Source organism: Clostridium sp., assembly GCF_050717635.1.
Lineage (GTDB): Bacteria > Bacillota > Clostridia > Clostridiales > Clostridiaceae > Clostridium_AD.
Genome location: NZ_JBOITO010000013.1, coordinates 395,448 through 416,186, shown reverse-complemented (window position 1 = coordinate 416,186; position 20,739 = coordinate 395,448). Strand labels below are relative to the sequence as shown.

At 30.1% G+C, this 20,739-nt stretch carries 21 protein-coding genes and 1 pseudogene; 5 read left to right on the top strand and 17 right to left on the bottom strand.

Annotated features, from left to right (window positions below; all coding sequences use genetic code 11):
• Positions 1 to 377 precede the first annotated feature (377 nt).
• On the bottom strand, positions 378 to 2,078 hold the full coding sequence (ade, locus tag ACREWB_RS07935; protein WP_431546915.1) for an adenine deaminase: 1,701 nt from the start codon (positions 2,076 to 2,078) through the stop codon (positions 378 to 380).
• A 583-nt stretch (positions 2,079 to 2,661) separates the two neighbouring features.
• Positions 2,662 to 3,339 carry a ribonuclease H-like domain-containing protein gene (locus ACREWB_RS07930; protein WP_431546914.1) on the bottom strand — a complete coding sequence of 226 codons (678 nt, stop codon included), beginning with the start codon at positions 3,337 to 3,339 and terminating at the stop codon, positions 2,662 to 2,664.
• 192 nt (positions 3,340 to 3,531) lie between these two features.
• Here ACREWB_RS07930 and ACREWB_RS07925 point away from each other — a divergent pair, with 192 nt between their 5' ends.
• From ACREWB_RS07925 to ACREWB_RS07915, 3 genes are read left to right on the top strand one after another with little or no spacing between them, the layout of a single operon-like run.
• A complete protein-coding gene (locus ACREWB_RS07925; protein ID WP_431546913.1) occupies positions 3,532 to 3,756 on the top strand; it encodes a FeoA family protein in 225 nt (74 codons plus the stop codon).
• A 14-nt stretch (positions 3,757 to 3,770) separates the two neighbouring features.
• Positions 3,771 to 5,534: a ferrous iron transport protein B gene (feoB, locus tag ACREWB_RS07920; protein ID WP_431546912.1), complete on the top strand. Its 1,764-nt coding sequence runs from the start codon at positions 3,771 to 3,773 to the stop codon at positions 5,532 to 5,534.
• A 42-nt stretch (positions 5,535 to 5,576) separates the two neighbouring features.
• On the top strand, positions 5,577 to 5,750 hold the full coding sequence (locus tag ACREWB_RS07915) for a FeoB-associated Cys-rich membrane protein (protein WP_431546911.1): 174 nt from the start codon (positions 5,577 to 5,579) through the stop codon (positions 5,748 to 5,750).
• Between the two features lie 76 nt (positions 5,751 to 5,826).
• Here the strand turns inward: ACREWB_RS07915 and ACREWB_RS07910 are convergent, their stop codons facing one another.
• The 4 genes from ACREWB_RS07910 to ACREWB_RS21805 all read right to left on the bottom strand — a co-directional run bounded on the left by ACREWB_RS07910 (position 5,827) and on the right by ACREWB_RS21805 (position 10,937).
• Complete coding sequence (locus ACREWB_RS07910; protein WP_431546910.1) at positions 5,827 to 6,531, bottom strand: ribonuclease H-like domain-containing protein; 705 nt, start codon at positions 6,529 to 6,531, stop codon at positions 5,827 to 5,829.
• Positions 6,532 to 6,637: 106 nt separating this feature from the next.
• Complete coding sequence (gene argS / locus ACREWB_RS07905; RefSeq protein WP_431546909.1) at positions 6,638 to 8,347, bottom strand: arginine--tRNA ligase; 1,710 nt, start codon at positions 8,345 to 8,347, stop codon at positions 6,638 to 6,640.
• A gap of 507 nt (positions 8,348 to 8,854) precedes the next feature.
• Positions 8,855 to 10,729, bottom strand: a complete 1,875-nt coding sequence (locus tag ACREWB_RS07900) for a thioredoxin domain-containing protein (protein ID WP_503417245.1) — start codon at positions 10,727 to 10,729, stop codon at positions 8,855 to 8,857.
• 37 nt (positions 10,730 to 10,766) lie between these two features.
• Positions 10,767 to 10,937 carry a DUF255 domain-containing protein gene (locus ACREWB_RS21805; protein WP_503417244.1) on the bottom strand — a complete coding sequence of 57 codons (171 nt, stop codon included), beginning with the start codon at positions 10,935 to 10,937 and terminating at the stop codon, positions 10,767 to 10,769.
• 442 nt (positions 10,938 to 11,379) lie between these two features.
• Here ACREWB_RS21805 and ACREWB_RS07895 point away from each other — a divergent pair, with 442 nt between their 5' ends.
• Positions 11,380 to 11,550 (top strand): transposase, encoded by a 171-nt coding sequence (locus tag ACREWB_RS07895; RefSeq protein WP_431546908.1) that lies wholly within the window; start codon positions 11,380 to 11,382, stop codon positions 11,548 to 11,550.
• A gap of 259 nt (positions 11,551 to 11,809) precedes the next feature.
• Complete coding sequence (locus ACREWB_RS07890) at positions 11,810 to 11,983, top strand: helix-turn-helix domain-containing protein (RefSeq protein ID WP_431547164.1); 174 nt, start codon at positions 11,810 to 11,812, stop codon at positions 11,981 to 11,983.
• Between the two features lie 447 nt (positions 11,984 to 12,430).
• Here the strand turns inward: ACREWB_RS07890 and ACREWB_RS07885 are convergent, their stop codons facing one another.
• The 11 genes and pseudogenes from ACREWB_RS07885 to ACREWB_RS07835 all read right to left on the bottom strand — a co-directional run bounded on the left by ACREWB_RS07885 (position 12,431) and on the right by ACREWB_RS07835 (position 20,709).
• Positions 12,431 to 12,610 carry a hypothetical protein gene (locus ACREWB_RS07885; RefSeq protein WP_431546907.1) on the bottom strand — a complete coding sequence of 60 codons (180 nt, stop codon included), beginning with the start codon at positions 12,608 to 12,610 and terminating at the stop codon, positions 12,431 to 12,433.
• Between the two features lie 57 nt (positions 12,611 to 12,667).
• The gene (locus ACREWB_RS07880) at positions 12,668 to 13,561 is read right to left on the bottom strand and encodes a hypothetical protein (RefSeq protein WP_431546906.1); all 894 of its coding nucleotides are present in this window, start codon (positions 13,559 to 13,561) and stop codon (positions 12,668 to 12,670) included.
• Positions 13,562 to 13,720: 159 nt separating this feature from the next.
• Positions 13,721 to 14,065, bottom strand: a complete 345-nt coding sequence (locus tag ACREWB_RS07875) for a hypothetical protein (protein WP_431546905.1) — start codon at positions 14,063 to 14,065, stop codon at positions 13,721 to 13,723.
• Positions 14,066 to 14,257: 192 nt separating this feature from the next.
• A complete protein-coding gene (locus ACREWB_RS07870; RefSeq protein WP_431546904.1) occupies positions 14,258 to 15,370 on the bottom strand; it encodes an HlyD family secretion protein in 1,113 nt (370 codons plus the stop codon).
• A complete protein-coding gene (locus tag ACREWB_RS07865; protein WP_431546903.1) occupies positions 15,357 to 15,854 on the bottom strand; it encodes a hypothetical protein in 498 nt (165 codons plus the stop codon). The genes ACREWB_RS07870 and ACREWB_RS07865 overlap by 14 nt, the downstream gene beginning before the upstream one ends.
• Positions 15,841 to 18,087 carry a peptidase domain-containing ABC transporter gene (locus ACREWB_RS07860; RefSeq protein WP_431546902.1) on the bottom strand — a complete coding sequence of 749 codons (2,247 nt, stop codon included), beginning with the start codon at positions 18,085 to 18,087 and terminating at the stop codon, positions 15,841 to 15,843. Before ACREWB_RS07860 ends, ACREWB_RS07865 begins: the two co-directional genes overlap by 14 nt.
• A gap of 390 nt (positions 18,088 to 18,477) precedes the next feature.
• Positions 18,478 to 18,675 (bottom strand): annotated as a pseudogene (locus tag ACREWB_RS07855) (DUF255 domain-containing protein); the annotation flags it as partial.
• A 69-nt stretch (positions 18,676 to 18,744) separates the two neighbouring features.
• Positions 18,745 to 19,374, bottom strand: coding sequence for a DUF3885 domain-containing protein (locus ACREWB_RS07850; RefSeq protein ID WP_431546901.1), 630 nt, complete (start codon positions 19,372 to 19,374; stop codon positions 18,745 to 18,747).
• Positions 19,375 to 19,455: 81 nt separating this feature from the next.
• Positions 19,456 to 19,617: a hypothetical protein gene (locus ACREWB_RS07845; RefSeq protein WP_431546900.1), complete on the bottom strand. Its 162-nt coding sequence runs from the start codon at positions 19,615 to 19,617 to the stop codon at positions 19,456 to 19,458.
• A complete protein-coding gene (locus ACREWB_RS07840; protein ID WP_431546899.1) occupies positions 19,580 to 20,014 on the bottom strand; it encodes a TOTE conflict system archaeo-eukaryotic primase domain-containing protein in 435 nt (144 codons plus the stop codon). Before ACREWB_RS07840 ends, ACREWB_RS07845 begins: the two co-directional genes overlap by 38 nt.
• A gap of 464 nt (positions 20,015 to 20,478) precedes the next feature.
• Positions 20,479 to 20,709 carry a type II toxin-antitoxin system MqsA family antitoxin gene (locus tag ACREWB_RS07835; protein WP_431546898.1) on the bottom strand — a complete coding sequence of 77 codons (231 nt, stop codon included), beginning with the start codon at positions 20,707 to 20,709 and terminating at the stop codon, positions 20,479 to 20,481.
• Between the last annotated feature and the right edge of the window lie 30 nt (positions 20,710 to 20,739).

The window sequence follows — 20,739 nt, the reverse complement described above, 5'->3', positions numbered from 1 at the left end:
ATTATCGACCTCTTAGATGTAAAGTTTAATTCTTTTTTATAATAAAGATTAGCATTATTTTACTATTTAAATTATTATATATCACTTCTTAAAGAAATTCAATTCAATAATAAAAAATATTGTAATTTTTTCACAAAAAAAATAGCCCTTCTCTTAAAAGAGTTAGGCTATCTACTTTTTTATTAAATTAAACTATATTTACAATTAAATATGTCACTTTTAAAGTTAACAATTACACAGCTCTTATATGTGTATTTTCAATCCTTTATCTTTGTTTTTATGATTGATCTATTAACGTCTAACCTAATTAAGTACAAATAAGTATAAGAATAGCACAAATAAATCTCATTTTTTTTACGAAAAATTTTCTTTCCCTATTATTCGACAAAGAGGTTAATAAACTCAGATTTATTATAATCAAACAGTCCTCTAGCAGTAATTTTAACCTGTGGTATTACTGGAAGCGCCATAAAAGATAAGCTTATAAACGGATCATACTCCTCTCGCACTCCGAAGTTTCTAGCAATCCTACTAAGCCTCTTTAGATTCTCCGCCACCATGTATGGGGTTTCAAAACTCATTATACCTCCAATTGGCAAGCTTAATTGAGCTATAACCCTTCCCTCGGACACCATGACTATTCCCCCACCAATAGATATAAGAGCATTAACCGCCACCTCCATGTCCTTATCATTTTCTCCCACCACTATAACGTTATGAGAATCATGAGATATTGTTTGTGCTATAGAGCAATGCTTTAATCCCAGGCCTTCTATAAATCCAACAAAATGCTTACCTGTGTTGTGATGTCTTTCAAACACTGCTATCTTTAATATATCTTTTTCCACCATTCTCTTTATATAACCAAGTTCATTTTCTGTTTTTCTTTGTACCAATTTAGTTTCTAGGGATTTTGGAATTAATTTTATTACATTTACCGTTTTAGTTTTACTTTCCACCTTAAATATATCACTATTTATAAACTCCATATGCATGGAAGAGCTTATTTTTAATTTTTCCTGTTTTACATCCCGAAGCTCTGTGTACTGCTTGCCATCTTTAATAACTCTCACTATATTTAAACCCTTTAAGTCTTCAAATATAACCAAATCAGCTTTATATCCTGGGGCTATAGCACCTCTGTCCTTTAAATCATAACACTTAGCTGCATTAAATGAAGCAATTATAAATGCCATTATAGGACTAAGCCCTTGTTTTATTGACATTCTAATACAATTATCTATAGACCCACCTTCTAATACGTCATCTATATGTCTATCATCAGTACAAAACAAAAATCTCCCGAAATTATGTTTGTTAACTGCTGGAAGTAGATCTTTTAAATTTCTTGCAGCAGACCCTTCTCTTAGCATAACGTACATTCCCATGCTAACTTTGTCTAAGGCTTCCTTAGCACTAGTACACTCATGATCTGTTCTAACACCAGAACTTAAATATGCGTTAAGCTCTCTATATGATACACTCGGACAATGACCGTCAATATGTTTATGCTTTGCCATTTCTATTTTTTCTAATATTTCACCATCCTTATTTATAACTGCGGCAACATCCATTACCTCACCAAGGCCTAGCACTCTATTATTATCTATTAACTTTTCTAACTCCTGTGCGTTAATAGTGCAACCACTATCCTCAAATTTAGTAGCTGGAACACAAGAAGGTAGCATGATAAAAATATCTATAGGAGCCTTCGCACTATTTTCCAGCATGAAATTTATACCCTTCATTCCATCTACATTAGCAATTTCATGTGGATCTGCTATTACGGTAGTTACACCTTTTTTAATTACAGTTCTCCCATACTGCTGCGGCATAACCATAGAGGATTCTATATGCACATGCGCATCTATAAATCCTGGTGTTACATATAAATCTGAACAATCAATTTCAATTTCCCCATCATAATTCCCAATACCAATAATAGTATCATTAACTATAGCAATATCTCCACTATCCATTGTTTCAGTAAATACATTAATAAAATTTGCATTCTTTAATACCAAATCTGATTTAATCCTCCCCATAGCCGCATCAATGTTCCTTCGAATCTTCTCCATACTCTCTCCCCCTTAATAATTTGCGTCACTCTCTTTTAAACATGAATATGTACCGCACAATTACCTGTTATTTATTTGCATATACTTTCTACTACATTATTATGTAAAGGTTCCCATTATTCCCTTTTAACAAATTATTATATATAAATATTATCACTATTTTTTATCCCTCAATTTTATATAAATGTTGTCAACATTTTTTATTACTTTATTTTTATCTAAATGTTATAAGTTTTCTAAAACTTTAATTTTATATAAATGCTATCAACATTTATTATTACTTCACTCTCGCATTTTTTATTGCTAACTCATGTATAGAAGTTCTTCGAAGTGACTTGAAACAGAAGCGAAGAAACTATTGAAATACCATTTAGAAATTCTTCTTTTACGAAGGTAAAACTCTCGTAGTGCTGACAGGACGTCAGCCCAGCGAACCTGAGCCAGGAAGGCGAATGTGAGCGTTAGAGGATTTTATATGAGCGAAAGATTAGAGTTTCTTAATGAAATTCCTAGTTTCGAGCTCTATTTCAAGGCACGCAGAAGAACTTACTATACATTTTTATTCTCAATAAAAAAAACACAGCTATTGCTGTGTTTCGCTTTGTTCTGTTTTTAATTTTACTTTATTAAACCAATCCACATATATATAAAATAAACTCACAACATCCTGTTGATTATATAGTAGTATTTTATCTTTCTTCTCCTGAGGCATTCTATTTATATAGTCCTCATCTTTTACTATTTTACCAAAAGTTTTAGCTAAATTAGAACCACTAATTAATTCACTTTCACGATCAATATCAAATATCTTTTCTAGTGCTTTAAGCCCAATACAATTTCCTTCAGCTTTTTCATAACATTTTTGAAGATCTACCTCTTGAAAATATCCTTCTAATAAAAAGTCTATTTTGTGTGCCTTTAACAAATAATTTATAACAGTAAAATCATTATTTCCTGAAAAAGTAACGATGCATTTTTTGTTATATTTATTCTTCATTTCTTCAAAATAATCTTTAGCTAAGGACAATATTTGTATAGCATCTTTTTTATTCTCTGCCATGTATTGAGTAACCCTTAATTCATTTGAGTTTTCATCATAAGCACAACATCCAAAAACTCCAATACATATGGGTTTTTTATAAATATAATGTTCTAAATCAAAAAACAATGCATCTTTAAAGAGATCTCTATTTCCATCTATTGCAAGGGCTTTCTCTGTTGAAATTTCCCCCACTTTAATACTACTAAGTTTTGTAATCACATTATCACTCTTCTCTACTAAGTTTACTAACTTTTTTACAACTCTTTTCTATTTATATGTTATCACAGTTTCTCTTATTATATGAAGTATTTTTAAAAATATAGTACATTTGAGCATTATTTTTATATTGACACCAACAAATAATGATGGTAAAATGATATTGAGAATTATTTTCAATGAGGAGTGATTATTATGAGCATCTACGATTTAAAACCTGGTGATAAAGCACTTATAAAATCAATTTATGGCGACAAAAAATTTATGAAGAGATTACTCGCACTAGGTTGCATAGAAGGCACAGAAATAACACTAAAAGCAACTGCTCCTCTAGGCGATCCAATAATTATTAGTTTACGTGGTTTCAACTTGGCCATTAGAAAAAATGACGCTAAAAATATACATGTTAAAACTGCATAAGAAGGAGGACTTAAATGATTACTGCTGCACTATTAGGTAACCCTAATGTTGGTAAAACGACACTATTTAACGCACTTACAGGATCCAATCAACATGTAGGTAATTGGGGTGGAGTAACCGTAGATAAAAAAGAAGGCATAATTAATAATCAAATTAAAATTGTTGATTTACCTGGTATTTATGCAATGGATACTTATTCAAACGAAGAGAAAGTTTCCAAAGAGTTTTTAGAAAATGGAACCGTAGATATAATTATAAATATTGTTGATGCATCAAGTCTTGAAAGGAATTTATATCTTACAACGCAATTAAAGCAATTTAATATACCAATAATTTTAGTATTAAACATGGTTGATGTTGCCAAATCTAAAGGCTTTGATATTGATTATAACCTTTTATCAGAAAAATTAGGGATGAAAATAATACCTATTATAGCTTCAAAAGGCACGGGAATATCAGAAGTTACAGATTGCATACTTAAAAAGGATTACATTATTACAACAACTAACAATTTAAAATTTAAAGATGAAAAAGAAACATATGGTTACATTGAAACTTTATTAAAATCCTGCACTAACAAAAGTAATGATAGTAAAATTTCTATTACAGAAATAATAGATAAAATTGTTCTAAATAGATTTATGGCTTATCCGCTTTTTTTCGGTAGTTTATTTTTAATTTTTATGTTCACTTTCAATTGGGTTGGACAACCTTTAGCTGATTTATTAGATTCCTTACTTAATGATTCTTTTATTCCATTTTTAACTAATGTACTTGCAAGTAATAGCGGATGGTTTTCTTCTCTTATAATCGATGGTATTGTAGGAGGAGTAGGCTCTGTAGTAGTATTTCTACCAGTTATATTGGCATTATTCTTAGGTATATCATTTTTAGAAGACAGTGGCTATATGGCAAGAGCTGCTTTTATAATGGATAAATTAATGAGAAAAATGGGTTTATCCGGTAAAGCATTTATTCCCTTAATTGTGGGATTTGGATGTTCTGTGCCAGCTATAATGTCTGCTAGAACTTTAGAAAGTGATAAAGATAGAAAATTAACTGCTCTTTTAGTACCTCTAATGTCTTGCAATGCTAGACTACCAGTTTATGCACTCTTTGCATCAGTATTTTTTCCTGGACGCGAGACCTTAATAGTATTTTCATTATACTTAATGGGTATTGGCCTCGCCTTTGGAATTGGTATCTTATTTAAAAACACACTGTTTAAAAAAGATGAAGAACCTTTCATTATAGAATTACCAGAATATAAATTACCAGATCCAAAGACTTTGCTACTTCATACTTGGGAAAAAGGTAAAGGCTTCTTGAAGAAAGCTGGTACTATAATCTTCTCGATTTCAGTATTAGTTTGGTTTTTATCAAATTTTAACACTACAGGTATGGTTGATATAAACTCTAGTTTCCTTGCTGCTATCGGAAAATTTATAAACCCTATATTTATTCCACTTGGTTTTGCTTCTTGGCAAAATTCTATAGCTCTTCTAACTGGTCTTATGGCTAAAGAAGTTGTTGTAGGTACCATGGGTGTCATATACGGAGGCAATTTAACACATATCTTGCCTAACTATTTTTCACCACTAGCCGCTTACAGTTTTCTCTCTTTTGTATTACTTTACACTCCTTGTGTATCAGTAATTGCAACTATGAAAAAAGAATATGGAAGTAAAATGGCTACTTTTTCACTAGTCTATCAACTAATACTCGCTTGGGTAGTTTCTTTTATAATATTTAATGTAGGTAGTCTTATAATAGGATAATTAAAGAACTAATAGTACAAAATAAAAAGAGGTGATGTGATTATGGAATTTATTATTGTTGGTGTTATTGTTATCGTAGCTGCATATCTCTTGTATTCCAACATTAAAAAACAAGCAAGCGGTGATTGCGGTAGTGGCTGCAAAAATTGTAGTCATAGTTGCAATTTAAAGATTTCTAGTGACAAGAACAAAAAAGATGAAGAAATAAAAAAATAAACAAAAAGATTGATATAATACACTGTGTATTATATCAATCTTTTTTTATGTGTTATTAACTTTTCCACCTACTTTTTTATAGTTGGCTGTTGACTACTTTTAATGATTCACTTCTATTTCTATTGCTCTTTTGTAGAGCCATTTGTTTTTTAGCTAGTTTTTCTTTCCTCTTAACATCCAAATCATTTTCAATTGTGTTGATTACATTAAAAATTCTAGGCAAATTTGCAACATCTTCATAATTATGAAGCATAAGAATTTCCTTCAATTTGTCATCATGTTTTTCTAGATATTCATTATAAATCTCAACGCTTCTAGCTCCACTTATTTCATCTTGCCTATAAATACCTATAAACTGCTCTACATTCTTCAAACTACAACCCTTCATTCCCATTCTTTTATAAAAGGGTCTTATAATTCTAAATAAATCTATGTGTTCACCAGGCAATCTAAAATGCAAATTATATTTATTCATCTTTCTAATTACAAAGGGTTCATCAAAGGCTGTGCCATTAAAAGAACACCATCTTTTAAAATTACTCATAGCTTTCTTAAGCTCTTTTAAAATATTTTCCTCTTCATAAGGCGTCTCTGCAAAATATTGAATAACTTTAAATTCTTCTTCATTTAAGTAATACCCTAGGGATATCAACACTATTTTATCATATTCCAAATCAAAACCTGTAGCTTCAATATCTAAATACGCAATAGTACCCATCTTAAATCTTTTGAAAATTTCCTTAGGTAAAACAACTTTAATTTCATATTCTTTGATAAACATACTTCCCCCTAATCTATAAAAAAAGAAACGTATAAATTTCACATTTTTCTATAATATAATAATACCTTAAAATGAACGTTATTGCAAATGCAATAACGTTCATAATTTACATTCTATCTACAACCTCTATACCTATAAGGCCTAATGCATTCTTTATTACGGTACAAGTAGCTTCTACCATTTTAATTTTTGCAAGTTTAGCCGATTTATCTTCTAAATTTGCTATATTGTGCTGATTATAGAATTTATTAAAAGATTTAGCTACATCAATAACGTATCTTGTCACTACAGACGGTTCTAATTTCTCAATAGAGTACAAAATTGAACTTTGGAAACCTTCTAATTGTTTTACAAGTTCAAATTCTTCTTTAGAATTTAGCGTATTATAGTCCACCTCTACATTAGTTTCATCAGTGTCGCTATTTTCCATAACTTTTCTTAATATACTTTTAGCTCTTGCATAAGTATATTGTACATAAGGACCTGTTTCCCCATCAAAGCTAAGCATTTCTTCCCAATTGAAGACAATATCTCTTTCTCTATGATTTTTTAAATAAGTGAATATAATAGCTCCTATTCCTACTTTTTTAGCTACTTCTTCCTTATTTTCAAGTTCAGGATTTTTTTCATTTATTATTTCAAGAGTCTTAGCTACCGCTTCGTTCAATAAATCATCTAAGAAAATAACATCACCTTTTCTTGTAGATAATTTCTTATCCGAAAATCTTACTGTACCAAATGGTACATGTACGCAATCCTCTGCCCATTTATTACCCATAAGCTTTAGCGTTGTAAATACTTGATTAAAATGAAGGGATTGATCTTTTCCAACAACATATATGTTTTTATGGAAATCATAAGTCTTCTTTCTATAAGTTGCTGCTGCTAAATCACGAGTTGCATAAATTGTAGCCCCATCTGCTTTTCTAATGATGCAAGGTGGCATATTGTACTCATCTAGCATTACAACCTTAGCTCCATTACTTTCTACAAGCAGTCCCTTAGATTCTATATCTTTAATTACATCATCCATCTTGTCACAGTAAAAACTTTCTCCAGCATAAGAATCAAATTTAACATTTAGAGTTTCATAAAGCTTTTTAAATTCCACAAGGCTTAAATCTTTAAATCTATTCCAAAGTGCAACTTCCTCTTCGCAGCCTTCTTCTAATTTCTTAAAGTACATTCTTCCTTCTTCATTAAGTGTATCATCAAGCTCAGCTTCTGCATGAAATTTAACATAAATCCTTAATAATTCTCTAATAGGATCCTTTTCTAAAGCTACTTCGTCACCCCAGTTTTTATACGCGTAAATAAGTTTACCAAATTGTGTTCCCCAATCTCCAAGATGATTAATTCCTGTACAATTATAGCCTTCAAAAGAAAGTATCTTATAAAGCGCGTTACCAATAGCTGTAGTAAATAAATGGCCTACATGAAATGGCTTTGCTATATTAGGTGATGAGTATTCTACTACCATATTCTTGCCTTCACCTATTTTAGATGAACCATAACTATCTCCCTCTGCTAACACCTTCTCTACAGTCTTTTTAATAAATACGCTTTTGTCTAAGAAGAAGTTTAAGTAAGGTCCAAAACACTCTACTTTTTCAAAGCCTTCTTTTTCAATTTTTTCTTTTAAATCCTTAGCTATCATAGCTGGTGCTTTTTTCATGGTTTTAGCTAATTGAAAACACGGAAAAGCAAATTCCCCCATTTCAGGCCTTGGTGGTGTTTCAATTAAATTCTCTATTGTTTCTATTTCTAAATCCACCAATTGTTTAATTCTCTCTACAACTATTTTTTTATAATCCATATAAATTTCCCTCCTGTTTTTAAAACTAATGTTCATTACTATACAACAAAAACCCATCTCTAAATAAAGAGACGGGTTATATTTCCGCGGTACCACTCTAGCTTTCTATAAAGTCCACTCAATATTTTAACGCTAATTAGCGGCATGCCCTATAAGAGTCAAAAATTAATACTTCTAACTTGTTGAGGCAGCTTCTCCAAGGTTCTTTTCCTAAAATTAACGGATTAATTTTGTTAAATAATATTTAACTTCTTATACCTTACAAGGCTTACACTCTACCCTTGCTCGCTTAAAGATTAATAAGAAAGTACTGTCCTCTTCACAGAATTTGATGTAATATATTTGTTCAATAATATGTTACATTATACTCTAAATAGTGAATGTTTGTCAATTCTTTTAAAAACCAAGAACAAATCCTCAATTGTATAAATAAATAAAACGAATTTTATTTAATCAATTTCACTGTCTTCGATAACTGTTCCACCTTAATTAAGATTCATGATAATCTTACCCTTTAATATTTTCTATAAACTTCTTTAAATCAATAATAGGCTGTTTACAATTAAAGTTTTCACAAATATAAGCCGTAGTTTTTCCCTGCAACTGTTTATACGCTTTTATTTCAGGATTAATGGAATTTAACTCTTCATCCCCAGTGTTTAAAATTACTGTGGCAAAAGGAAGATAAACGCTGTTAATTTCATTAATCATAACTTTAGTATTAGCTTCCTGTTCTTCACCTGAAATAATAATATCCTTTCCAGGCACCTTACTATATAATAGTGCAGTCATAAAATAAGCATGAGCACTTTCTATAGTTTTAACCTTGGAAGCAAAAACTTCAAATTGCTTGTATGCTTCATTTTCTAATTCTCTATTAGCGCTTAATCTAGCAAGCCTTAACATGTTTAGTGTAGCCACCGAATTACCTGAAGGCACTGCGCCATCATATATATCTTTCGGCCTTACAATTAGCTGCTCTCCATCTATACCATATAAGAAGAGTCCACTTTGATCTTCATCTTTAAATAGCTTAAGCATATTTTCATTAAGTTCTAGTGCTTTGGTTAAATATGATACATTAAAAGTAGCTTCATATAGTTCAATTAAGGCATGAACCACGAATGCATAGTCCTCTAAATATCCTAAGTGTGCTATTTCACCATCCCTGTATCTAGCCATTAATCTTCCTTTTTCATTAATCATATTATTTAAGATAAAATCCATAGCCTTTTCCGCTTGCACAATATAACTACTATTTTCAAAAACTCTTCCACCATAAGCAAGCGCAGCAATCATAAGCCCATTCCAAGATGCTAATATCTTGTCGTCTTTATAAGGATGAACTCTTTTTTCTCTATATTTAAATAGCTTTTGTCTCATTTCTTCTAATTTATTTTCTAAATCTTCATCTATATAGGAGCCGCTTTTTTTACCAATGAGATTTGGAATATTGTGGCCTTCGAAATTACCTTCTTTTGTTATATCATAATGTCTACAATAGATTTCATAAAACTCCTCACCTAAAACTAAATTTACTTCCTTTAGTGTTAACAAATAGAATTTGCCTTCTTCTCCTTCACTATCCGCATCTTCTGCTGAATAAAAAGCTCCTTCTTTTGATGTCATATCCCTAAGTATATAAGTGAAAATTTTCTCAGCAACACCCTTGTAAAATACATTACCTGTAGCTTCAAAAGTCTCAATATATGCTGATGCTAAAAGTGCATTATCATATAACATTTTTTCAAAGTGAGGTACAAGCCACTTCTCATCTGTGGAATACCTAGAAAAACCAAACCCAATATGATCAAAAATTCCTCCCGAATGCATTGCTTCCAATGTTTTTTCTACTATTTTAAGCGCCTTAGGTTCCTTATAATTTTTCCAGTATCTTAATAAAAAATTCAAATTATGAGGTGATGGAAATTTTGGAGATCTACCAAATCCACCATAATTATTATCAAATGCATTGTTAAAGCTGTTATATGCATTATGTATCTCTTGTTCTCCTATTTCTTGCAATTCTTTTTCGTTAACCTGTGTGTGACTATTTTTAATATACTCCACTATTTTTTCACTAGAATTTACAATGTCTTCTTTTTTCTCACTCCACTGCTGCGCAATTGAATTCATTACATCCATTATACCTGGTCTTCCATACTTACTATCCTTTGGAAAATAAGTTCCCGCATAGAATGGATTTTTATCAGGAGTCATAATAATAGTTAATGGCCATCCACCACTTCCAGTTAGTGCTTGGCATACAGTCATATAAATACTATCTATATCTGGACGTTCTTCACGATCTACTTTTATTGCTACAAAATTTTTATTTAAAACTGCTGCTACTTCTTCATTTTCAAAGGATTCCTTTTCCATGACATGACACCAATGGCAAGTCAAAAACTAGACCCAATCACGAATACCCAATAGAAAGGAATATTGGTTTATTTTGTTCTTTTGCTTCAGCAAAAGCTTCTTCACACCAGGGATTCCAATTTACTGGGTTATATGCATGTTGTAACAGGTATGGACTCTTTTCGTTAACCAATCTATTAGGCTTTTCACGCATCTTCTGATTAGACATATTATCACGCTCCCTTCATTGTTTGCATTTATTATAACCCGAAATTCTGCTGAAGATACTCTATTGATTTTTGCTTTTCATTAGGTTTACTATATCAACTTTGACTTAATAGAAATTCCCTATCAAAATATTAATACTTGCACTATAAAATAAAAAAAATCACATAAAAATAAGTAGCATATCATAAATATGCTACCGATTAATTATAGTTTCAAAATTTAATATATTCTTCAAATAGATATATTATTAAAATTATTGATATACCCTTTTCTTGAGAAGTTAATTTACCAAGAATTACTCAATCTCAATTTAAAAAGATGTTTTCAGCACATTAATAATTTTCACCTCTTGTATATTTATAATGGACCCTGTGTTGAACTATACCCCCTTTAGTAGACACGAAACTAAAAAGTAGTGTAGACTAAATTAAGGGGGTTTTGTTATGGGCAAAAAAAAGAACTTCTATTCTGTTGAATTTAAAATTAATGTAATTGAGAGATATAATAGTGGTGATGAAGGGGGAGTAAAATCCCTTTCAAAAAAACTTGGATTTAGATCTCCTAACATGTTAACTCAATGGTTGAAAAAGTATAATGAATCTGGAATAACTTGACTTGAGAGTAAAAGAGGTAAGACTCCATCACCAATGAGAGGTCGCCCCAAAAAAAATATGATTCTCCTGAAGAAGAAATATTAAAATTAAAAGCTGAAAATGAATATCTTAAAAAGCTACTTCAAGTAAATCACGACAATATTAAAAAAAAAGGAAATATGAAATAATTGAGAAACTAAGTAGCAGATACCCTGTAACTTTGTTGCTTCAAGTTGCTGAAATAAACAGATCAGGATATTATCGGTGGTTAAATAAGAGAATGGTGGTGACCAAAAAATTAAAAGAGGATGCACAAGTTATTAAATTCATTGAGAAACTCTATATTAAACACTATGGGAGGTATGGTGTGGAGAGGATGACAGCGGCACTCTCGGCCGACTATGGTCTTAATATCAACCATAAAAAGGTTTACCGTTTGAATATTTATAATTAAAATTATATTATCATAAAATATTGTTCTCTTTCGATTTACAATTTTACATATGTCAATCATTTTAAACTTCACATAATTCAATATCACTACACTTAGAAAGTAAAACCTGTTCACTAGCGTTCCCAAATTTTACTACGGGGTTGTACCATCCGCCTATAAAATGTAAATGAAACATATGGTGATTGAATAAGCATAATAATTTTCAACTTGTAATTAATTTGCACATGATTTTTTTACATTATTAGATGTAAAATCTCTTAAATTTTATTTATTAACTATATTAGATTGCCGCCATGGGATGGGATGAACTATAAACGATTTTACTAGCTCTAAACTCATATTCAATGTTTCATTTTCTCCTACTTTACATATTCCCATTCTTTAGGTGTCTGACACTCCCCCATAGAATGTAACTAGAAGTTACATTCTTGCTAATTTTCAAGCATCTCAAAAAAAACGAGCGTAAGCTTTATAATAGTCCTCTATCATGTTGCTGAACACATCATCAATTAGATATCCAGATTGAACTTTTTTCTTTTTCTCGATTCCCAAAAATACTTTTTCACCTGTTCCAACTTTTATATATCGTGGGACATCGATATCCGGTAGCAAATTCGCTTTGCTCATAAAAACCCCCGGGGGCAATATCATCAATCTAAGAGGTAACTTAAAGTTAACTCCTTGCTACAAATTTTTTTCTTTACAATTAAAGTACAAATAAAAGTTTTCACCTAAAATATTCTTAACTTTTGTATATCTAAGCCCTATTTTTCTATCAGTCCGTATTGTTGGATATAATAATAAAAATCCAATAAATGTAACTATAGATTCAAGAAAAGTATCTATTCCAAATAATCCAAATGCTGCTATAAGAACTATTATATATCCAAGAGATGCATATAAAGCATCTCTAACAAAAATTCTCTTTGCTAAAGATTTATCTAAATAAAATAAATAACACTTTCTATAATTAGCAATTAAAAACCACATAAACACACAAATAGAAACAAACATAATAAATACTTTTAATACTTTAGTACCAGTCTGATATGTTTGTGATATAGACATTCCAAAGCCTGCAAATATAAAAAATGAAATCATTCCAAGAGTTGCTGCTTTACCCATTTCTCTTATATTTTGTTTTTCTTCTTCAGATATTTTTTCTACTTCCATATTTTCTTTTTTAATTGGTATATTTTTTTTTGCTTTTTTATACATTTTATATTCCAAGCATATATTTACAATTAATAATGTAGCTAATATGACTTGTTGAATAATATACTCTGATGATAAAAATATGAAATTGAATTCTTGAAAAACAACACAACATGATGCAACTCTTATAAACCAATCTATTATTGCTTCTGTTTTAAATATTTTATATTCTTCTTTGTTATCAGTAGCTAATATAAATGATGTAGCTATTAAAAATATAAATGGTGACAATACCCAAATTATCTCAATTTTAAAATTACTTTTCAATGCAATTTTATCGTAAGCAGATATAAATGCAAATGCAAAATTACTTATATAACTCATTAAATTTAATAACATTAATAACTTAACAGCTTTTTTCATTAATAATCTCTCCTATCTGTATAATTAAATTTTTGACATAAGTGCTTAAAATTACCTCAATTTTTTTTGATTATTATCACTAATATAAATATGTATATAAATCTTCTTAGATTAAAGTCGAAGTGTTGGATATTAATTGTTTTTATGCAACCTTAATAATTAGCAAACTGCAAAATCTAACCCTGTTGGAAGCCCAAGTGTAATAGCAACACCTTTGTTTTTTAATGATGCATTAACACAGGCCCATGCAAATTGTACAGCATTTGCAGCTAATAACGCTCCAGTAACGAATCCTAAACCTGGAATAGTTGCCATAGTAGCTGCAATGCTATATATGCCAGCTGTTATAATAGGTATAGAAGCTGCTGAAACACCAACTACACCTACCGACATAAGTAACCCATCAACTGCTGTAGGATTTAAGTAATAACCTCCATCTATATATTCCATCTCTTCTTCATCAACACCAATGTAACTAACTGGTAATTCCAAACTTTTAATCATTGTACATTCCCCCTATTATATATTATCTCTCTATGTTTTTTCTTAAAAAAAACAAACTTACTTATTATTTTGCTATATAATACAAACACCTTACACTTCGACTTTAACCTAAGAAGACTAACGCATACTTTTAAATGATATTTTTCGAATAATTTACATAATATAAATACCTCTTATTTTACTACCCAAAAACTAATTAAATTTTATCCCAATTTGCTCCATAAAATACTTCATATAAGTTATTTTTTCATACTTAACCCTAGTTTCTGTAACCATACCTAATGTAAGGTTAACCTTTTCTCCTTTTTTATCTGCAAGGTACGTTTTGTCAAGTTTTACCTTTACTTTAAAATATACATTTCCCTTTTCACTATCTATAGTAGCGTCTTGATCTATACTTAAAACCTTGCCTTTTATAGTCCCATACTCTGCTTGGTTTAAGCCGCCTACAGCAACTGCAACTTCGTCCTCATTGTGTATCCTTGGTCTTTCGCTAGACGGAAGTAAAGTTTCTATGATTAATTCTTCTTTATTATTAGTTATACTACCAAGTACATTTCCAGCTTGTAGCACCATCCCATTTGTGATAGGGGTACTTAAATGTAGTTTACCATCCTTTGGTGCAACAACTTTATATTCTTTTGCACTCTTTCCTAGTGCTACCTTTTGAATCTCAAGTTTATCTCTCTCGAGTTCTAGTTGCGTTTTTTCTGTAGTGAATTGTAAAATCGTATCATAGTAATTTCCATCTAATTTAATTTTTTGTGTCCTTTTATATTCTTTTATCTGATACTTTGTACCACCCTGTTTTTTTAAAGCCTCTTCGTCTATTACAAATTCTTTTCTTTTTATGTATCCGATTCTTAATTTATTATAAAACTCTTCTTCCTGATCATCATATTGTTTAAATGTATTAGTTTGGTTAGTGGCATCATTTTCTGCCCTTATAAGTAATGCTATTCTCTTATTAAGCAGTACAATTTGATCCTCTGCTTGTCCTGATTGCAGATTGGGTTCTACTGGATTTAGTGTTAAGAGTACGTCTCCTGTTTTTACTTCTTTTCCTTCTAATGTATTTACTTCTACTACTGATCCAGATACCGCAGCCATAATCTGTGACTTATTTTCTGTAGTTACTATGCCTTGTCCCTTTACGATATAAGTTTTTGTTGATTTATTTGCCCAAACCAAAAACAGTGCTAAAAGTATTGTAACTATTGCAATTATATATATCATGAATTTAGGAGGATTCTTGTCATAAAGAACCTTACTATCAGTTAATTCATTCAAATTATATAGCTTCAAGCTTATCTACTCCTTCTTTTAGCTCCATAAATACATCTGCCACAAGTTCTTCTTCATTTTTATTTACGAAAACCGTGTAACTGTCTCCTTTTAATTTTATATTATTTTCGAAGGCGAATAAACCTAATTTAGAATATGCATACTGCAGGTTTTCTTCTTTTTCAGTAAATCTTGCAAATAAGCAATTTTTAACTCTAATTTGGTTTTTTAATTCATAAGGCTTTTCAATGTTATGAATTGGATTTTTTATCTGTATCATAATCTTTATTATTATTTTAGGTTGACCATTTTCGTCGCCTTCCACAGCTGAATAATTAATCATTGGTCCCACTGTAGAATTCCCCTTTGACTTTATATAACTATCCATCATATAAGTAATTTTATCTATATCAATTAATTCATTCTGACTTACTTCCCTTATAAGTACATTGTTTAATTTTAGAATTTTATTTTCTTTTACTACTATTTTCTCAATCGTATTCATACTCTTCACCTTCCTTTGTAATTTCTTTTGTAGCTGTTATTTCATTATTTGTTGCTTCTTCAATATCCTTTTCTATTTTCCCAACTTGACTCACATAAAGCTTATAATAATATCCTTTCTTCTTTAAAAGCTCCTCATGGCTTCCTTCCTCCATTACATTTCCCTTATCAAGTACATATATTATGTCGCAATTTCTTATGGTTGAAAGTCTATGTGCAATAATTAACATTGTAGTATTCTTCCCTTTTACAAAAAGAGTATCGTATATTTTTGCTTCACTTATAAAGTCCAAATTACTTGTAGCTTCATCCAGTATTAAAAAATCGGCTTCCTTTATAAATGCTCTGGCTAGTGCTATCCTCTGCCTTTCTCCTCCAGATAAGCCTCCTCCTGCTTCCTCTAAAAATGTATCATATTTTCCTGGAAGCTTATCTATAAAGGAGCTGCAACCTGCATTTTCACAGGCAAGCTTAACATCCTGATAAGTAAAATTTTCTTTACCTAAAGCTACATTTTCCTTTATGCTACCAGAGAACAATTCTATGTTTTGAGGTACATAAGCTATTTCCCTTCTTAAATCGTATAAATCAAGCTCTTCTATATCATATCCATCTATTTTTATATTTCCTTCCTCAGGTGAGTAGTATTTTAAAAGTAACTTTGATATGGTACTTTTCCCACTACCAGACTCACCAACTAAGGCAACCTTTTTTCCATTTGGTATTTTTATACTTAGATTCTTCAGAACAGGTGCTCTACTGCCATACCTAAAGGTAATATTGTTAAGTTCAATATCTCCATCAATTTTTTCTACGTTAATTTTATGTTGCTCCTCATCCTGTTCTCTTTCCACTTCATATATCTCTGATATTCTCTTTAGAGATATACTTGCTTCTTGTATACTGAGCTGAAGACTTACTAGTCTTCCTATTGGTCCCATAAAATAACTTGATAATGAAGTAAATGCCATTAAACTTCCTAAGGTAGTTTTTCCGTCTATTACCATTGTTGCTCCTATAAACATAAGAACTAAATTTCCTACAGTTGATATAACTGAGGATATCGAGCCTTGTACATTAGATAATACTCCTGTTTTAAACCCAATTCTGAGATTTCTTACATATTCCACTTCTAATTTTTCTAATGTCTTTCCCTCAGCTGCATTAACCTTTATTGTTTCTATTCCTTTTAAGCTTTCAATTATATGACTGCTTAGCCTTGCTTCTGCTTCCATTTGTTCAAGATTAATCTTTTTATAAGGTCTTTTGAATATATATATAAGTGCTGCACTTGCAATTGTAAGAATTAAAACAACTATAAATAGTGTTTGATTCATTATGTATAGTACTACTGCAGACGCTAGTGCTAATGTAATATCCATAATTAGTGACAATGAAACCGAGGTTAATATATCTTGTATAGTAGTCGCATCCCTAAATCTTGTGAGAATATCTCCCACCTTTCTTGATGCAAAAAATTTCATTGGCAATTTGTATACATGCCTGAAATAACCTAACAATAATGAAATACTGATTTTCTGTGATAAGTACAATAGCATATGTGTCCTTATTGCTGTTAATAATATTTGTGTAATCCCTATTACTAGAAAACCTATAGTAAAAGTGAGAAGTTGATTTTTTAAACCGTAGGGAAGAATTTCATCCATTAAAATTTTGTTGAAAAAGGATGATGCTATTCCAAGTATTGTTAGTATTATTGAAGCAATTATGGTATATATGAATAAATTCTTTTCAGGCAAAAGTATACTTACAAATTTCCAAAGCATACTCTCTTTTTTATCTTTTTTTACACTAAACTCATGATTTGGTATAAGCAAAAGAAGTACTCCATCAAATTCTTCAAAAAATTCATCAATTGTTTTTTTAATTACACCTTTTGCAGGATCAAGTATTATAACTTTGTCCTTTTTTATCTTGTGCACTATAACAAAGTGGCTAAGACCTTCCTTTGTAATTAAATGTGCTACTACTGGCAATGTAAACTTACTTCCAAAGCCTTCCTTGTCCACTCTAATGGCTTTAGTATCAAATCCAAGTTTGTTAGCACCATCTTCTAATCCCTTAAGGGTTGTCCCTTTAATATCCGTGCCTAAAATATCTCTAAGCTTTGTTATTGTAATTTGCTTTTTATAATACCTACATATAGTAGCAAGACATGCCGCCGCACAATCAGTTGCATCTAGTTGTTTAATTAAATATCTTTTGCACCCCAACGGTTCATCCCCTTTATTATCTATAATTGTGTTTTTTTATACAACAATGTTTAATTTTATTTATAATATTTTATATTTTACTATTTTTTTTAAATAAATCAATACAAAAGCCTCATAACGTACATTTTTCGACCTAAACGGAATAATAGTTTTGTATTATTCTGTTTAATCTTATTATATTCAATTTCACACTCAATTTTCATTATATCATAAAATATGCTCCCGCAAGCTTAAATATCAATAAAACGTAAAAAAATGACTCCTTAAAAAATAAAGAAATCACTTTTTTCATAAAAAAAAGGCATAGATATCGCCTTAAAACTTTATATAATATTACTCAATACACTGTAACGTAGTGTTTTCAGTAATTATACAACTGTGCAACAAATGAATATGACACCAATGACAGGTACTGTAGCCTATTGAAAGGAATATTGGTTTATCTTGTGCTTTTGCCTTTGCAAAGACTTCTTCACCCCATGGATTCCAATTTACGGGGTTATATGCATGTTGGAGAAGGTATGGAGACTTTTCATTAATTAGTTTGTTAGGCTTTCTGCTTTCTTTAATAGTATCGGATTTAGTCATAGCTACAACAACTCCTATCAAATATGTATTAGCAATATTATACCCAAGGTAGCTAGTTTAAGTCCCTAATTATAGGAAATCAAAGAATCTTTCATCTATTTGTTCGCGGTCATAATCAAGTATCCATGCATTTAGTTCTTGATAAAGTGGCATCAATGTATTCTTATCATGAGAAATAATATCGAGTCCTCTATCATCGTACAGATGAAACATAACATGGTTTTCAATATCAAACAGGTATACGGATGAGATAAACTCCTGCAAACCGCCTAAATCACCAAGTAAAATCTCCCTAAACACCTTGCCCATTGGAATTTTTGAATCTTTCAAATTCCAATATAATTGAGTTTGCCTAATAGTACATCCATCCATATTCACATCTTGCGATAATTCTTCCTGTGGTAAGAATGGTGCAATCTTTTCTGTAAAAAGAACTTCAAAACTATGTTTTTCTTTATCGTTTTGTGGGTATACTTCCCACATTAAAAGCCCAGGGCATTGTATTCCTTTATTATATATCGTAATGGCACGGCTCAATGCATTTTCAATATATTCTTTTCGTGGTTCCCTATCATTGCCATACACATCTCCCACACCTATTTCAAATCGAATGCCGTTATGACAGTTGTAAAATAGAGGGTGTTTAAGATTTTTTAATCCCAACAATTTTAACTCCTCTTTCATTTGTTCTTTAAGCAATCCATTTCCCCTCCCAAAATACAACAAATAATATTTGTGACGTAATTTAAATACGAACATGTTTTAAAAGCAATTATTATTTTACCCTTTTATCCCCTTTAAATCGCAATATTTATTCATTAATTTTTCCAAGTCATTTACTGTTTTAAGCATATAGCTTTGGTCACTTGTAATTTCAAATACTAACTTACTATCTTCATCAACTTTATCTACATAGTAAATGTCTATTAATAGCATCTGCATCTAAATCGGTGTACATTCTATTCTTACATGCTGAACATTTTATTTGAGGTTTATCACAAATTCCTTTTGCCCATTCATTTGCACATACTGGCGAATATCCACTTTTGCCTTGTTTGTTCTGCCAACGTTTAGCATGTACATCTTTTCTACCTTTAAATAATGTCATATATAATTCTACTTTTTCTTGAGGCAAACTACTATTACTTACTTCACTAAGCTTATCCTTTTGAATTGATATATCATCCTTTATCTCAACTATAGCTTTATATTCATTATCCATACAAATTTCTTTTGTTTGTAATTCTAATCGTTTTCTGAAATCCATATTTTCTATTCTCAATATCTGATTTTTCTCTAATAGCTTCAAGTATTTATTATAAAGCTCATTATAATCCATATTCTTATTCCTCCTAGAGAAACTATTTCAAATCTATTATTATATATATCAAAATTATTTTATTTGAATTATATAGTAATTCTAAAATACTTTTATTCTTATTTCCATAAGAAATTAAAATTTCGTTATTTACATAGTAAAGTGTCGCTGCTCCAACCTTAACTTTTAAAATTTGTATCTCATCTAAAATTATATCCTATTATGGCATTTTATATCATGAGGATAATTATAATAAATTAATTATATTAATATATGAAATTTTCATTGTATGTATAAAGTTACATACTTTTATGATAAGATTAAGATTCCATATTAAATAAAATTATTCAATTATAAAATTATAAAAAACCAAAATAGCTAATTAGAATGAATACATCACCTCAATTAGCTATTAAATTATTTTCTATTTTATTTTCAATCTCTATGCCTTTATTAAGGTGAGCAATCACTAAAATGTTAACTTTCTAAGCTGCCATTTCAGAATAATTAATAACAAATATTTCTGCTTTACTCTTTTTTGCATCTTCAATTATTTTTTCAAGCTTTAATGCTACATCATTTCCTAAATAATACTCACCACATTGTTTACAAATATTAGCTGGCACGCCTTTAATTATAATTATATGTCCATCAAAATCTACAATATGATTAACATTACCTTTAATTAAATTTGATTTACATAAAATACAATTCAACCTTACTACCTCCTCGTTTTTAAATCTTCA

What these genes read in the sequence shown, in the direction of transcription:
- ACREWB_RS07925 (WP_431546913.1), top strand. Translation starts at nt 3,532, where the DNA reads ATGAGCATCTACGATTTAAAACCTGGTGATAAAGCACTTATAAAATCA.
- ACREWB_RS21805 (WP_503417244.1), bottom strand. Translation starts at nt 10,937, where the DNA reads ATGTCTAATCAGAAGATGCGTGAAAAGCCTAATAGATTGGTTAACGAA.
- ACREWB_RS07885 (WP_431546907.1), bottom strand. Translation starts at nt 12,610, where the DNA reads ATGAGCAAAGCGAATTTGCTACCGGATATCGATGTCCCACGATATATA.
- ACREWB_RS07875 (WP_431546905.1), bottom strand. Translation starts at nt 14,065, where the DNA reads ATGATTAAAAGTTTGGAATTACCAGTTAGTTACATTGGTGTTGATGAA.
- ACREWB_RS07845 (WP_431546900.1), bottom strand. Translation starts at nt 19,617, where the DNA reads ATGCAGATGCTATTAATAGACATTTACTATGTAGATAAAGTTGATGAA.
- feoB (WP_431546912.1), top strand. Translation starts at nt 3,771, where the DNA reads ATGATTACTGCTGCACTATTAGGTAACCCTAATGTTGGTAAAACGACA.
- ACREWB_RS07915 (WP_431546911.1), top strand. Translation starts at nt 5,577, where the DNA reads ATGGAATTTATTATTGTTGGTGTTATTGTTATCGTAGCTGCATATCTC.
- ACREWB_RS07900 (WP_503417245.1), bottom strand. Translation starts at nt 10,729, where the DNA reads ATGGAAAAGGAATCCTTTGAAAATGAAGAAGTAGCAGCAGTTTTAAAT.
- ACREWB_RS07840 (WP_431546899.1), bottom strand. Translation starts at nt 20,014, where the DNA reads ATGGATTATAATGAGCTTTATAATAAATACTTGAAGCTATTAGAGAAA.
- ACREWB_RS07895 (WP_431546908.1), top strand. Translation starts at nt 11,380, where the DNA reads ATGGGCAAAAAAAAGAACTTCTATTCTGTTGAATTTAAAATTAATGTA.
- ACREWB_RS07880 (WP_431546906.1), bottom strand. Translation starts at nt 13,561, where the DNA reads ATGAAAAAAGCTGTTAAGTTATTAATGTTATTAAATTTAATGAGTTAT.
- ACREWB_RS07865 (WP_431546903.1), bottom strand. Translation starts at nt 15,854, where the DNA reads ATGAATACGATTGAGAAAATAGTAGTAAAAGAAAATAAAATTCTAAAA.
- ACREWB_RS07910 (WP_431546910.1), bottom strand. Translation starts at nt 6,531, where the DNA reads ATGTTTATCAAAGAATATGAAATTAAAGTTGTTTTACCTAAGGAAATT.
- ade (WP_431546915.1), bottom strand. Translation starts at nt 2,078, where the DNA reads ATGGAGAAGATTCGAAGGAACATTGATGCGGCTATGGGGAGGATTAAA.
- argS (WP_431546909.1), bottom strand. Translation starts at nt 8,347, where the DNA reads ATGGATTATAAAAAAATAGTTGTAGAGAGAATTAAACAATTGGTGGAT.
- ACREWB_RS07890 (WP_431547164.1), top strand. Translation starts at nt 11,810, where the DNA reads ATGGTGGTGACCAAAAAATTAAAAGAGGATGCACAAGTTATTAAATTC.